Here is a 13,789-nt window from a genome sequence, read left to right on the forward strand (position 1 = left end):
CCCGACGTTCAGTCACGCTTCACGCATATTGCCGGAACGTTTCGGAGTCGCCGTCCGTATCACGGCATTGGAGGAGAGCATTATGAAGACCATCACCAGCCTTGCGGCCCTCGCCGCTGCGCTCGTCGTCGCCGCACCCGCTTCGGCGCAGACCAGCACGCGCTACAACGGCAGCAGCTCGTATCAGGACGAGGAGGCGCGCTTCGATGCCGCGCAGCGCCGCTTCGACAATGAATATGAGCAATATCAGGCGGCGGTCGATCGCTATCGCCGCTCGCGCGCCTCGTCGCGCCCGACCTCGTACGATCCGCGCTACGACGACGATCCCAATTACGATCCGGCGCGCGATTATCGCTCGGGCAATTACCAGGAGCGCACGCTGTCGCAGGACGAGCGCGTCTATCGCGGCGAGGACGGGCGCTATTATTGCAAGCGCAACGACGGCACGACCGGGCTGATCGTCGGCGCGGCGGCGGGCGGATTGTTCGGCAACGTCATCGCCGGCCGCCGCTCGAGCACCGTGGGCACCTTGCTCGGCGCGATCGCCGGCGGTGCGGCCGGCTCGGCGATCGATCGCAACCAGCAGCAGGTCCGCTGCCGCTAAAGCATTTTCTAGTCAGGTGCACCTGGTGCACCTGACGACTCGGAAAATGCGAAAACAAAAGCTGGCCTTTCGGCCGGGATCAGGCCGCGGTGCGTTCCACCGCGAGCAGGGTCTCGGCCGCGAAGCGTTCGTCGGCGGGATCGAAGATGTTGCTGGGCGTGAAGCCGCGATCGGCGAGCGTGAAGCCGCCGAGTCCGGCGAGCTTGAACAGGCCGAGCTTCTCTTCCTTGGGAGGCACGCCGTCGCGCTCGATCGTGGTGGCGCCGACATAGACTTCGCCGTGACGCGTGAAGGCGACGTGCGGGGCAAGGATCACGCGGCCGCCATTGTACGTCGCCTCGACGCAGCGGGTGCGGACGATGGCTTCGAACAGGGTCGGCACGGTGCCGCTCGGCGCGGTCTGGTCTGAGTCGCTGAGATACATGGCGCGAGGAATATAGGCTTTATGCCGCAGTGCAGCAAGACCGGATTCGGCGCGGCTGTGCAACCACGTCCGTAGCAACACCATTACGGCCTTCCCCGGAGCCGCGGGTTTACCCGGCATTCGCTAACAGGCTGCACAGGGGAGCCAGGAGTATCGTCCCCCAATGTCCGTCGATCGTCTGCTCGCCCAACATTGCCGCATCCTCGCCAACGTCGACGCGGTGGAGCGTTTCGCCGCAGGCCCGCCCCCGCCCCCAGGCAACACCATGTCCGACAAGCGCTGGGCCTTCACGCGCGACTTGCTGTTTCATTTCGCCCGGATGGAATCGATGGTCTATGGTCCGATGATGAGCGATCGCCGCGAGCATGCCCAACGGGCGGCGGCGCTGGCGAGCGTCGAGACTGCGGCGCTGATGGCCGAATATCGCCAGCACGTCACGCGCTGGCACGGCCCTCATCCCGCCGACCACTGGGAAACCTATCGCCGCGGCATCGCCCGGCTGATGCAGCGGATCCGCATCCGGCTTGAGGCCGAAGCGGCCGATATCGTCCCGCTGCTCCCGGTCCAGCCCGACGGTTCTCGCGAGGGTCCCACCCGCGAAACCTATGCCGCCGAAGCCTGGGAGATTCGCGGCGCGCTGTTCGACGGCATCAAACTGCCGGCCTGACAGGGGCTATTTCGCCGCCAGGCAATCCCGAGTTGCAGTGCAGGGCGGGACGCGCCAAGAGCGGCGGCATGCCGATCCACCCTTTTGCGATTGCCAATTTCCGCGCTTACTGGGTGGCCCGCTTCGCCGCCACGCTGGGGCAGATGGCGATGGTGATCGTGATCGGCTGGCAGGTCTACGACATCGCCCGCGAGACGATGACGATCAAGGAAGCCGCGTTCCAGCTCGGGCTGATCGGCGTGGCGCAGTTCCTGCCGCTGCTGGCGCTGTCGCTGTTCGCCGGCTGGCTCGCCGACCGCATCGATCGCCGCTGGATCGCCCGGGCGGCGTTGGCGCTCGAAGCCCTGTGCGGCCTGAGCTTGGGCTGGCTCACCTGGACCGGCACGATCACCCTCCCCGCCCTGTTCGGCATCGCTGCGCTGCTGGGTGTAGCGCGCGCATTCGCCAGTCCTGCGCTTGGAGCGCTAGCGCCCAATCTCGTGCCCAAGGAGAGCCTGCCCACGGCGATCGCATTGAGCTCGGTCTCGTGGCAGATCGGCACCGTGATCGGCCCGGCGATGGGCGGCTATCTCTACGCCGCAGGTGCTTCGGTGCCCTATTTCGTCGCCGCGGGGCTGTTTACTCTCGCGCTGGTGATGATGCTGCTGATCTCGCCGGTCCCGCGCACCAGCATGAAGTTCACCGGCAGCCCGTGGGCGCAGATGGTCGACGGCCTCCATTATGTCCGCCGCAACCGGCTCGTGCTCGGGGCGATCTCGCTCGACCTGTTCGCGGTGCTGCTCGGCGGCGCCACGGCGATGCTGCCGGTCTATGCCCGCGACATCCTCCAGGTCGGCTCCGAAGGCCTCGGCCATCTCCGCGCTGCGCCCGCATTGGGCGCGGTGATGATCGGGTTGTTCTTCTCATGGCGCCCGCTCAAGACCGAGGTGGGCAAGAAGATGCTGCTCGCCGTGGCGATCTTCGGGGCCGCGACCGTGGTGTTCGGCGCCTCGGCACCCTTGCTGATCCGGCTGATCGGCCCTTCGGCGGTCGGCCATGACTTCGCCCCCGCGGTTTTGCTCTCGCTCGTCGCATTGTTCGTGCTCGGCGCGGCCGACATGGTATCGGTCTATGTCCGCCAGTCGCTGATCCAGCTCTACACGCCGGATCAGATGCGCGGCCGGGTCGGGGCGGTATCGACCTTGTTCATCTCGGGCTCGAACGAACTGGGCGAAGCCGAATCCGGCTTCCTCGCCGCACTGATCGGCCCGCTGGCCGCGGTGATCGGTGGCGGCATCGGCGCGATCCTTGTCACACTGGTGTGGGCCAAGCTATTCCCCGAACTCAGGCGGGCTCGCACCTTCGATCCTCCGGCCAACCTCGAAGTGCCTCCCAAGGAGATGACGACATGAAGGCGAACACGATCCTCGATACGATCGGCAACACTCCGCACATCCGCGTGCAGAAGCTGTTCCCCGGCGCCGAGGTCTGGATCAAGTCCGAGCGCGCGAACCCGGGCGGCTCGATCAAGGACCGCATCGCGCTGGCGATGGTCGAGGCGGCCGAGGCTTCCGGCGACCTCCAGCCCGGCGGCACGATCGTCGAGCCGACCAGCGGCAACACCGGCGTCGGCCTTGCGATGGTCGCCGCGGTCAAGGGCTACAAGCTGATCCTCGTCATGCCGGAGAGCATGAGCCTCGAACGCCGCCGCCTGATGCTCGCTTACGGCGCCAGCTTCGATCTCACGCCGCGCGAGAAGGGCATGAAGGGCTCGATCGAGCGGGCGATGGAGATCGTCGAGAGCACCGAAGGCGCGTGGATGCCGCAGCAGTTCGAAAATCCTGCGAATATCGATGTGCATGTGCGTACGACCGCGCAGGAAATCCTCAACGACTTCGCCGATACGCCGATCGACGTGATCGTCACCGGCGTCGGCACCGGCGGCCACATCACCGGAGTCGCCGAGACGCTCAAGAAGAGCTGGCCCGGCCTCAAGGTGTTCGCAGTCGAACCCGAGCTGTCGCCGGTGATCTCGGGCGGTACGCCGGGCCCGCACCCGATCCAGGGCATCGGCGCCGGCTTCGTGCCCAAGAACCTCCACACCGATGCGATCGACGGCGTGATCAAGGTCGATGCCGGCGTCGCCAAGGACATGGCCCGCCGCGCCGCACGCGAGGAAGGCATGCTCGTCGGCATCTCGTCCGGCGCGACGCTCGCGGCGATCCTGCAGAAGCTGCCCGACCTGCCCGACGGCAGCCGCGTGCTCGGCTTCAACTACGATACCGGCGAGCGCTATCTGAGCGTTCCGGAGTTCCTGCCGGAGAGCTGATCGCGGCGCCGGCATAATGCAGGTCATCGGGCCATTGCGGCGTTTCGACGGCGCAATGGTTCCAAATTCGTACTTGCTGCGTTATGGGCGGCGACCCCGCTGGAGCAGTATCTTGTCCGTTCGCCGTTTCTCGACCTCGATTTGCCAGCCCGTGCGGCGGGGCTGAGGGCAGCGGCGAAGATGCTCATGCAAACCCGTGAGGCCGCGCTTGCGCCGCCAGAACCCCGGCGCCCCGCCCCGCTCTATCTGCGCATCGTCATTGCCTTGCTGGCGCTCGTCGCAGTCGCGGTGCCGGTGCTGCTCGTATCCAACACGCCGCGCACGGTTGTTCACAAGCGCCCGCCGGTGGTGATCTCGAAGCGGGTCGTCCCCAAGCAGGAGCTGCCGCCGGTCGATCCGCTCAAGCTGCAGGAAGTCGCCCCCGAGGATGCGCGTGCGATCAACGCCGCGATCCCCTTCTCGACCCTGCCCAACCCCGCGGCACGCGCCTTCCACCTTTCGGGCGCCGCCGACAGCCAGGCCCGGGCCGTGGATTGCCTCGCAGCAGCGGGCTATTACGAGGCCGGCGACGATGCCAAGGGGCAGCGCGCGGTCGTGCAGGTGATCATCAACCGGATGCGCCACCCCGCTTTCCCCAAGACGATCTGTGGCGTGGTCTTCCAGGGATCCGAGCGGAGCACCGGCTGCCAGTTCACCTTCACGTGCGACGGTGCGATACTGCGCTATTCGCCGAGCCCGGCGGCGTGGCAACGCGCCCGCGACGTGGCGCGCGCGGCGCTCGACGGTTCGGTCTATCGCGCGGTCGGCCACGCCACGCACTATCACACCAACTGGGTCGTCCCCTATTGGAGCGCCAGCCTCGAGAAGATCACCGCGGTCGACACGCATTTGTTCTTCCGCTGGACCGGCTGGTGGGGCACGCCCCCGGCCTTCACGCGCGGCTATGCCGGGGTCGAGCCGAACGTGCCTCAGATGGCGCGGCTGTCGAATGCCCACCAGGGTGACACGACCAATCCGCTCGAGGCGGCGTTGCAGGGCGACGGTTCACTCATCGATCCCGCGACGATCCCCGACAGCGCGGTGCCCAACCCTGTCGGGGCGGGACTGGACGCCAATCATTTCCTCGTCGTGCTCGACAAGAAGATGAACGCCGATGCTTTCGCGGCGCTGGCGATCAAGACCTGCGGCGAGCGGCTCTACTGCAAGTTCATGGCGTGGACCGATCCGAAGCAAAAGCCCGCCAAGCTCCCCGCCACGCCGGCGCAGACCGCGGCGATGTCGTTCAGCTATCTGCGCGATCAGGCGCAGGGCTATGCCAAGGCGCTGTGGAACTGCGGGCAGTTCAAACGCCCCAGCCCGCTCCAGTGCATGCGCGTGCAACCGCCGGCACTCGCTCCGGTCGCGACGGTACAGCCCGGTGCGGCGGCGACTCCACTCCCCGACACCAAATCGGCGGTGGCCGGGCCGGCGCCGCTGACCGGCGTGCGTCGCAAGACCGATCCTGCGCCGGCAGCGCCAAAGCCCCAGATTTCGCTGTCGCTGCCGGTCGTCAACGCTTCGCCTGCGCCACGTCCGGCCGAAAGCCACTGATTCGGTTGTCACCTGAAGGGCCTGAGAGCCGCTCTACCCCCGCAAATCGAGGCGCAAAGGCGTCTTAAATTGACTCTTTTGGCCGTAACGCGATTCATTGCGTAATTTTATTGCGCGCGCGACAGCCTGTTTCGAGCATGGAACCCACGGGGTCAAAGAGCGGCGGGACAGTCCCGACAGCTCAGCCAAGCAGGCGAAATCCTACATTGCAAGCGGGGTGTGCGCGGCGGGGCGGCGAATATGACGCTGGACCGTAACGACATTCAAACTGTTCTTCTCCTCTCCCGGTGGGAGAGGTAGCGAAGCTTGGCAGCTTGCTGCCTAGCGTAGCTAGGTGAGGGTTTCCCGCTATCGAGAGGGTGATCCCTCACCCAGCTCCGACTAGGGCCCGCTGAAGAAGCGGACCCAAGTCTGCGCAACCCTCTCCCGACGGGAGAGGGATTTAGGCTACAATCCTATTCATTGTCCGAGAGCCTGATTGAGTCTCCAACCTACGCCGCCCGGAACATCTCCGGATCAAGCGCCATCACGGCGTCGCTGCCGCTCTCGACCTTGCGCCGGAGCGCGCCGGCATCCGGCAGGAAGCGTTCGGCATAGAAGCGCGCGGTGACCAGCTTGGCTTCGAGGAACTTCGCATTCTCGCCGCCCGCTGCCAACGCGTCGGCCGCCGCCTTCGCCATGCGCAGCCACATCAGGCCCAGCGCGACCGTGCCGGTGAGCTGCATATAGGGATAGGCGCCGGCGCCGACATGATTGGGGTTCTGGAAGCCGTTCGCCGCCAGCCACATCGTCGCGCCCTGGAGATGACCCAGCGCCTTTTCCAGCGCCTCGGCGAAGGTCTTGAGCTTCTCGTCGCCCTTCGCCGCGGCGATTTCCTCGCTGACCAGCTTGAAGAACGCCTGCACCGCACGCCCGCCGTTTATCGCGAGCTTGCGGCCGACCAGATCCATCGCCTGCACGCCGTTGGTGCCTTCGTAGATCATCGAGATGCGGGCATCGCGGACATATTGCTCCATGCCCCATTCGGCGATGTAGCCGTGCCCGCCATAGACCTGCTGCGCGTCGGTCGCGACCTTGTAACCGATATCGGTGCCGACGCCCTTGATCACCGGCGTGAGCAGGCCGACCAGATCGGCGGCGAGCTGGCGCTCCTCCTCGGTCGCGGCGGCATGTTCGAGGTCGACCTGCAGCGCGCCCCACAGGCACAATGCGCGTAGCCCCTCGGTCTGCGCCTTGGCTTCCATCAGCATGCGGCGGACGTCGGGGTGGACGAAGAGCGTGTCCGCCTTTTCATTGGGCTCGGCCGGACCGGTCAATGCGCGTCCCTGGCGGCGATCTTCGGCATATTGGACCGCGTTCTGAAAGGCGGTCTCGCCGACACCGAGGCCCTGCAGCCCCACGCCGAGCCGCGCCGCGTTCATCATGATGAACATCGCGGCGAGGCCCTTCATCTCCTCGCCGACCAGCCAGCCCTTCGCGCCGTCATAATTCATCACGCAGGTGGAGTTGGCGTGGATGCCCATCTTGTGCTCGATCGAGCCGCACGTCACTGCGTTGCGCTCGCCCAGCGATCCGTCGTCGCCGACCATGAACTTGGGCACCACGAACAGCGAGATGCCCTTGGTGCTCTCGGGCGCGCCGGGGGTCTTCGCCAGGACGAGGTGGATGATGTTGCTCGTCAGGTCATGCTCGCCCGACGAAATGAAGATCTTGGTGCCGGTGATGCTGTAGCTGCCATCGGCATTGGGCTCGGCGCGGGTGCGGATCAGCCCGAGATCGGTGCCGCATTGCGGCTCGGTGAGGTTCATCGTGCCGCCCCACTCGCCCGAGATCATCCTGGGCGCATATTTGGCCTTCTGCTCGTCCGAGCCCTTGACCAGCAAGGCGGCGATCGCGCCGTGGGTGAGCCCCGGATACATGGCGAAGGCCATGTTGGCGGAGATCATATATTCCTGGAACGCCGTCGAGATCACGTGCGGCATCTCCTGGCCGCCAAACTCCGCGGGCGCGCTCAACGTGCCCCAGCCGCTCTCCACGAACTGCTGGTACGCCTCCTTGAAGCCGTCGGGCGTGGTGACGCTGCCGTCGTCGTGGCGCGTGCATCCCTGCTGGTCGCCCGAATGGTTGAGCGGGAAAAGCACCTCGGCGACGAACTGGCCGCCTTGCTCCAGCACGGCCTCGACCATGTCGGGCGTCGCGTTCTGGAAGCCGGGCAGATTGGCGTAGCGTTCGAGCCCGATCACCGAATCCAGAATGAAGCGCGTGTCGCGCACGGGCGGCGTATATTGCGGCATTTCAGGTTCCTCAGTGGCTGTCGCTGCTTGTGAGCAGTTCGACGAATTGCTGGAGCTCGGCGATGTGCGCGTCGATATCGCGCTTCTGGTTTTCGAGCAGCTGGATGCGATCGCGGCAGCGCGCGAGCGTCACTTGCTTCTGGATGCGGCGGCCGTCGTCGACATCGTAGAGGTCGATCATCTCCTTGATCTCGGCCAGGCTGAAGCCGACGCGCTTGCCGCGCAGGATCCAGGCGAGCCGGGCGCGATCGGCATGCGAATAGATGCGCTGGGTGCCGCGCCGCTCGGGTGCGATCAGCCCTTCATCTTCGTAGAAGCGCAGCGCACGCGGCGTGACGCTGAACTCCGCGCACAGATCGGAGATGGAGAAGGCATCCTGTTCGGGACGCGGCTCGATCGGCGCCAGGGCCTCGATCGGAAAGGCGGCAGCGGGCATGGCCGCTTTATAGCTTTACCTTTACGTGAACGTCAAGCGATCAGCGTGGCGACAAGCGCGCGATCAACCCCGACATCTCGAACACGGTGGCGCCGGCATCGAGCGATAGCCCGGTCGCCGCTCCCGCCAGCTCACGCGCTTCGGCATAGGCGTCGAGTGCGGTGCGCAGTCCCTCTCCCGATCGCGTGCGGGCACGCTCGGCGATGAAGCTCGGCGAACGGTGCAGGAACGCTTCGTAGCGCGGTTGCGCGGCCTTAGCGCCGAGCAGCTTGGCAAGCCGCGAGCGCACTGCGTTGGAAGGATCGCCGGTCTCGGCGAGCGCGGCCATGTCGCCTTCCAGCGCGGCGAGGTCGAGCCCGGCAAAGCCGAGTGCGCGGCCGGGCGAGCCTTCGCCGGCCCGCACCAATGCTTCGATCTCGCTGGCGCTCGCTTGCGGCAGCTCGGCCCGCAGGATCGTGGCGACCTGCTCGGCGGGCAGCGGCTCGAAGCGCAGTAACCGGCAGCGCGAGCGGATCGTCGGCAGCAATTGCCCCGGCGCGTGGCTGACGAGCAGGAAGATCGTTCCCGCGGGCGGTTCCTCGAGATTCTTGAGCAGTGCGTTGGCGCCGCCGCGCTCGAGATCGTCGATCGAGTCGATGACGACGACACGACGGCTGCTGAGCGACGGCTTGGTCGCGAACAAGGGCTGCAGGCTGCGCACCTGCGCTATGGTGATCGAGCGGGCGAGCGCCTCATCGGGCTTGGCCGCGTCCTTGGGCAGCCGCACCAGCTCGCGGTAATCGGGGTGTGCGCCCGCGGCGATCAAATGCGCGGTCTGGGTGGTTTCGGGGACTTCCCAGCCGGGGCCGAGCTTTTGCGGCTCGCTGCCCTCGGCGAGCATCCGCGCCGCGGCGATGCGCGCGAATGCCCCTTCCCTACGCCTTCGGGTCCGGCGATCAGCCAGGCATGATGCAGCGCACCGCTGGCCATCGCAGCGGCGAGCGCGTCACGGGCGGATTCGTTGCCGATCAGAGCCATCCGATGGTTTAACCCCCAACGTCATCCCGGCGAAAGCCGGGACCCAGAGCCAAGGGCGATATCGCGTGTGGCTCTGGGCCCCGGCTTTCGCCGGGGTGACGGATTAGCCGAACAGCGACGTCAGCCCCAGCCATACACGGCGGAAGAAGCCCGCTTCGCCGACATCCGCCTCCGCCACCACCGGCAGCGTCTGGGTCGGCATGCCTGGCGTCTCGACGATCAGGTCGGCGATGTGCTGCCCCGCCTTGATCGGCGCCTTTACCGGCCCGAGATAGACCAATTTGCCGGTCATCTTGAGCGAGGTGCCCGCGGGCACGGTGGCGTTGAGGTCGCGCGGCGCGACGACGCCGACGCTGCTCGATCCGCCGCCCTGCACTTCGACTTCGCCGATCCTCTTGCCCTTCGACGCGATCGGCTGCGGGCTCCACGCGCGGAAGCCCCATTGCATGAAACGCACCGATTCCTCGGCGCGCTGGCCGTAGGTGCTGAGACCTGCAACGACCATCACCAGCCGTCGCCCGTTCTGATCGGCCGATCCGGTGAAGCCATAGCCCGCCTCGTCGGTATGCCCTGTCTTGAGCCCATCGGCACCCTGGACGCGGCCGAGCAGCGGATCGCGATTGCCCTGCGTGATCGCTTCACCGGCGCCGAGCGTCTTGCCCCAGGTGTAGGAGGTGCGGCTGTAGAACTGCTTGTAGAGCTGCGGGTGATCCTGGATCGTCGCCTTGGCGAGATGCGCCAGATCGCGCGCGGTCACGAAGGTGCGGCCCTCGTCGGGCCAGCCGTTCGACGTGCCGAACTGGCTGTTGGTGAGGCCAAGCTTCTTGGCCTGCTGGTTCATCAGATTGACGAACGCTTCCTCGGTGCCCGCGATCTTCTCGGCAAGCACGACGCAGGCGTCGTTGCCCGAAAGCGTGACGATGCCGTTGAGCAGATCCTCCACGCGCGGATTCTCACCGACGGCGAGGAACATGGTCGAGCCCTGCGAATGCCACTTCTTCCACGTCTCGGGGCGGACTTCGGCGGTGTCGCTGAGCTTGAGCTTGCCCTGCTTGATCAGGTCGAACGCGACATAGACCGTCATCATCTTCGCCATCGATGCCGGCGGGATGCGGCGATCGGCATCCTTGGCATAGAGCACCGCGCCCGAGGACAAGTCCTCCAGATAGGCGATCGGCGCCGGCGTATCGAAGGGCGGAGTCTGCGCAGTGGTGGGATAAGCGACGGCGAGGGCCAGGATCGAGGCGGCGAAAAGCTTGTTCATCGGTGTCCGGGTCCCCGGGTTACTCAGTTGACGGCGATCACGCGCGCGTCTCCATAACCCGCGCGTGCGGCCCCGGCCCGTGCAGCATCCGCCTCCCGCTTCGTCGCAAAGGGGCCGAGCTGCACGCGATGGAGCCCTCCGCCCTGCTTTACGAAGCCGCCCATCCTCTGTGCAAGCGATTGCGCATTCCTGGCGTTAGAAAGTGCGGCGACCTGAACGTAAAAGCCCCGGCCCGATGCCGGACGTGCCGCACGCGGCGCCGGCGCGGGGCGCGAAACGCTCGGGCGAGGTGGCTGCGTGGCGGGCCTGACCGTCGCCGGAGCAGATGCGGCCGCGATTGCCGGGGCCCCGAGATGCTTGCGTAGCGCGTTGAGCAGGATCGGCGGCGTATCCGGCCGCGTCGCCGCCGAGCGGCCCGAACGAAGCGCGAGCATGTCCCCCGGACCGGCAGCGACTTTCCGCACGCGCACGGCGATCGGCCCGGCGCCGTCATGGCCAAGCGCGCGGGCTGCGCCGCTCGAGAGATCGATCGGGCCGCGGGTTCCCGGCGCCATGGCCCCGGTGATCAGCACCACGATCGTGCGGCCATTCTCCAGTGACGTCACTTCGACGAGCGTATCGGGCGCGAGCGAGGCGTGGAGTCCCGTGACGCTCGCATCCTCGAACCCGATTCCGGCGTAACCGACTTCGTCGTAACGCTGCTCGCCAGGGGTTCGCTGCGACGAGCCGCGCGGGCCTGCGGCGTTTGCGGCCGGGTCGGCATAGCTGTCCTGCGCGGGCGGGGGCGGTGCGTTGCCCGGAACGGCATAGCTTGCACCGGGCGCGGCCTGGCCGCCGGGAACGACAGCGAACGCCCCGATCGAAGGCGTGTGCTGCCCTGAATTCCGGGCGGCGACCGAGCCGGCGAGCTCGGGTGCGATATTGGCAAGGCTCCGGTCCCCGCCGCATCCGGCGAGGAGGAGAAGAGCAGCGATTGCGCTAGCGTTCCACTTCATCGGCGAGCAGGCCTACCGACAAAGCGTAAAAATTCGAGCAATTATAGTCGAGGATCACGCGATAATTGCCGGTGAGCAAATAGGCGGTCCTTCCCGGGCCGTCGGGCTCGAGCAAGGTCGCCTGGACATTGTCGGCGGGCCAGCCTTTGCCCTGCGGAACCAGCCCCAGCGCGCGCCATTCCGCAATCGTCTTCCAGCGGCTGTGCCGTTCGAACACCCGAGGACAGCGCGGCGCGGTGGTGCGCCCGGCGATCGCCGCGCGGTTGAACCCGTCGGGCACGCGCACTGCGATGCCCCAGGGCTGCCCGGGCCTCCAGCCGGCATTGACGAAATAATTGGCGATCGAGGCGAGCGTGTCCGCCTCGCTGCTCCAGATATCGGCGAGCCCGTCGCCGTCACCGTCCACCGCGAGCCGCAGATAGACGCTCGGCAGGAATTGCGGCCCGCCGAACGCACCCGCCCAGCTCCCGACCAGCTTCTCGCGCGGCACGCCCCGGTCGATCATCTTGAGCGTCGCGATGAACTCGCTCGCGAACAAGTCGCGCCGCCGCCCTTCATAAGCGAGGCTGGCGAGCGCGCGGGGCAAATCGAATCCGCCCATCACCCGGCCGTAATTGGTCTCGTGCCCCCAGATCGCGACCATGATCGATTCGGGAACGCCGGTCTCGCGCTCGATCCGCGCGAGGCGCGGCCGCTGGCGCTGCCAGGCGCTGCGCCCCTGCCCGATCCGCGCCGCATCGACATGCTTCACGCGATAAGGCTCGAAGGGAGAGATCGGCGCATTCGGCCGAGTCTCGGGCTGCTGCCGGTCGAGCTCGACGACGCGGGCATTGAAAGTGAGGGTCGGGATGACCCGGTCGACCGTGCGCCGCGTGACGCCCTCCGCCACCGCCTGCCGCCCGAGCGTCTGGAGATAGGCCTGGAAGCCGCTTTCGTCCTGCGCGATCGCCGGCGCCGCCGCCGGGGTAGCCAACACCACGGCCACGGCCAGAGCCGCCACCTTCCCGATCATCGCACGCAAAGCCAACATGCCGGTTTTGTGCCACAGCCGGGCGCGGGCATGAAGCCCCTCAAATCGGCAGCCGGGCAAGATTTTGTGGCGCGCCGCCGCGGAGCGCGATAGCGGGGGCGCCAGCGGAGAGGTGGCCGAGTGGTTTAAGGCAGCGGTCTTGAAAACCGCCGTGGGTGCAAGCTCACCGTGGGTTCGAATCCCACCCTCTCCGCCACTTCCTTCCCCTATCAGGCTGATATCTAAAGATACTTCTTCGGCGGAAGGATTTCGGTCCCACTTAGGGTCCCATTTACATCCGGCGATCTGATGGAGCGTCTTCGGACCTCCGTAGACGCGATCTCCACCACCGGAAGGCTAATGCGCCGCGCAGCCTCGCAATTGATCCGTCGTCTGGAGGCGGAAAGCTGCCGGACCGCTACCGCCCAATGTCAGTCCTTCCAGGGTGCGATTGACGGTTCCCGATGGCGGACATCTCCTAACGGTCCTACGATCGGTTAATGGTTCAATCCGCAGTCGCATATTCCGCCAACGGGAAAATCATTATCGCTCCTGTGGTCCGCACAACGACGGGGCTTAGGTTGGAGGTCGATCCCAGTGTCTATCTCCCCATCGCAGCTGACATTGCTTTTGGTCTAAAGGACGCGTTGGCGAAGTCAGCGGTAGTTGTGCCACACCCGCTGCAGGGCGAGTGGAAGGGCCTCTTCGAGCCGTTTCAAGATGCCGCCGGAGTTCGCAGCTACGCGGCCTTCATGAAAGCGGCGCAGTGCGTCAGCATTGATGTTGGGGACGACCAAGTTGAGATCACGCCGCAGCGTAACTTAGGGCCCAAGGAAGGCTTTGAGCCTATTGCCGATGCCGCTGTGCTGTTTCCCGTCGAGGACGAACTCGGCGCTGCGTCGGCCCTGTTGCAGTTTCTGAGCTGAAGGGCCGCTTTTCGAGAGCAGGTGACCGAAAGCCGCCAGGCGACTTCCCACCCGAAACCCGACGTTCGCGGATCATTAGTCTGCAGCAGATACGCTCCGTCTTCGTACCCTCGGACCATCCGGTGCGGGCTCGCGTGTAGCCGGGACGCAAGAACTGGACGAGAGCACCGAGCGCCCCGGCGTCTCATTTGAGACGGCGTTGAAGTACACGGTCTTCAGAATTCGGCTAGGCCTTCCAGGCCATATCGATTCTGT

General features: G+C 66.4%; 12 protein-coding genes, 1 tRNA gene and 1 pseudogene. 7 read left to right on the plus strand and 7 right to left on the minus strand.

All coding sequences use genetic code 11. The features are described 5' to 3' along the window. The first annotated feature begins 82 nt into the window (after positions 1-82). Positions 83-604: a glycine zipper 2TM domain-containing protein gene (locus PIB19_RS04545; RefSeq protein WP_271239844.1), complete on the plus strand. Its 522-nt coding sequence runs from the start codon at positions 83-85 to the stop codon at positions 602-604. Positions 605-683: 79 nt separating this feature from the next. Here PIB19_RS04545 and PIB19_RS04550 read toward each other — a convergent pair whose 3' ends face one another. After that, the gene (locus tag PIB19_RS04550) at positions 684-1,028 is read right to left on the minus strand and encodes a hypothetical protein (protein WP_271239845.1); all 345 of its coding nucleotides are present in this window, start codon (positions 1,026-1,028) and stop codon (positions 684-686) included. Between the two features lie 163 nt (positions 1,029-1,191). Here PIB19_RS04550 and PIB19_RS04555 point away from each other — a divergent pair, with 163 nt between their 5' ends. The 4 genes from PIB19_RS04555 to PIB19_RS04570 all read left to right on the plus strand — a co-directional run bounded on the left by PIB19_RS04555 (position 1,192) and on the right by PIB19_RS04570 (position 5,593). Next, positions 1,192-1,695, plus strand: a complete 504-nt coding sequence (locus tag PIB19_RS04555) for a hypothetical protein (protein ID WP_271239846.1) — start codon at positions 1,192-1,194, stop codon at positions 1,693-1,695. A 68-nt stretch (positions 1,696-1,763) separates the two neighbouring features. Then, positions 1,764-3,086, plus strand: a complete 1,323-nt coding sequence (locus tag PIB19_RS04560; protein ID WP_271239847.1) for an MFS transporter — start codon at positions 1,764-1,766, stop codon at positions 3,084-3,086. Continuing rightward, positions 3,083-4,003, plus strand: a complete 921-nt coding sequence (cysK, locus tag PIB19_RS04565; protein ID WP_271239848.1) for a cysteine synthase A — start codon at positions 3,083-3,085, stop codon at positions 4,001-4,003. Before PIB19_RS04560 ends, cysK begins: the two co-directional genes overlap by 4 nt. A gap of 186 nt (positions 4,004-4,189) precedes the next feature. Then, a complete protein-coding gene (locus PIB19_RS04570) occupies positions 4,190-5,593 on the plus strand; it encodes a cell wall hydrolase (RefSeq protein ID WP_271239849.1) in 1,404 nt (467 codons plus the stop codon). A gap of 491 nt (positions 5,594-6,084) precedes the next feature. Here PIB19_RS04570 and PIB19_RS04575 read toward each other — a convergent pair whose 3' ends face one another. From PIB19_RS04575 to PIB19_RS04600, 6 genes and pseudogenes are all read right to left on the minus strand, one after another. Continuing rightward, positions 6,085-7,887, minus strand: coding sequence for an acyl-CoA dehydrogenase C-terminal domain-containing protein (locus tag PIB19_RS04575; protein WP_271239850.1), 1,803 nt, complete (start codon positions 7,885-7,887; stop codon positions 6,085-6,087). Positions 7,888-7,897: 10 nt separating this feature from the next. Further along, complete coding sequence (locus PIB19_RS04580; protein WP_056613000.1) at positions 7,898-8,323, minus strand: MerR family transcriptional regulator; 426 nt, start codon at positions 8,321-8,323, stop codon at positions 7,898-7,900. Between the two features lie 40 nt (positions 8,324-8,363). Further along, positions 8,364-9,340: pseudogene (locus tag PIB19_RS04585) on the minus strand (DNA polymerase III subunit delta'). Between the two features lie 103 nt (positions 9,341-9,443). After that, positions 9,444-10,604, minus strand: coding sequence for a D-alanyl-D-alanine carboxypeptidase family protein (locus PIB19_RS04590; protein ID WP_271239851.1), 1,161 nt, complete (start codon positions 10,602-10,604; stop codon positions 9,444-9,446). Between the two features lie 23 nt (positions 10,605-10,627). Continuing rightward, positions 10,628-11,599, minus strand: a complete 972-nt coding sequence (locus PIB19_RS04595; RefSeq protein WP_271239852.1) for an SPOR domain-containing protein — start codon at positions 11,597-11,599, stop codon at positions 10,628-10,630. Further along, positions 11,583-12,629, minus strand: a complete 1,047-nt coding sequence (locus PIB19_RS04600; RefSeq protein WP_443018699.1) for a lytic murein transglycosylase — start codon at positions 12,627-12,629, stop codon at positions 11,583-11,585. The genes PIB19_RS04595 and PIB19_RS04600 overlap by 17 nt, the downstream gene beginning before the upstream one ends. 106 nt (positions 12,630-12,735) lie before the next feature. On the opposite strand from PIB19_RS04600, the gene PIB19_RS04605 reads away from it, so the two are divergent. Both PIB19_RS04605 and PIB19_RS04610 read left to right on the plus strand, forming a co-directional pair. After that, positions 12,736-12,825 (plus strand) — tRNA-Ser (locus PIB19_RS04605). Between the two features lie 364 nt (positions 12,826-13,189). Next, entirely contained in the window at positions 13,190-13,534 is a 345-nt protein-coding gene (locus tag PIB19_RS04610; RefSeq protein WP_271239853.1) for a hypothetical protein, read from the plus strand. The last annotated feature ends 255 nt before the right edge of the window (positions 13,535-13,789 follow it).

It is taken from the genome of Sphingomonas sp. 7/4-4, assembly GCF_027941955.1.
Taxonomy (GTDB): domain Bacteria; phylum Pseudomonadota; class Alphaproteobacteria; order Sphingomonadales; family Sphingomonadaceae; genus Sphingomonas.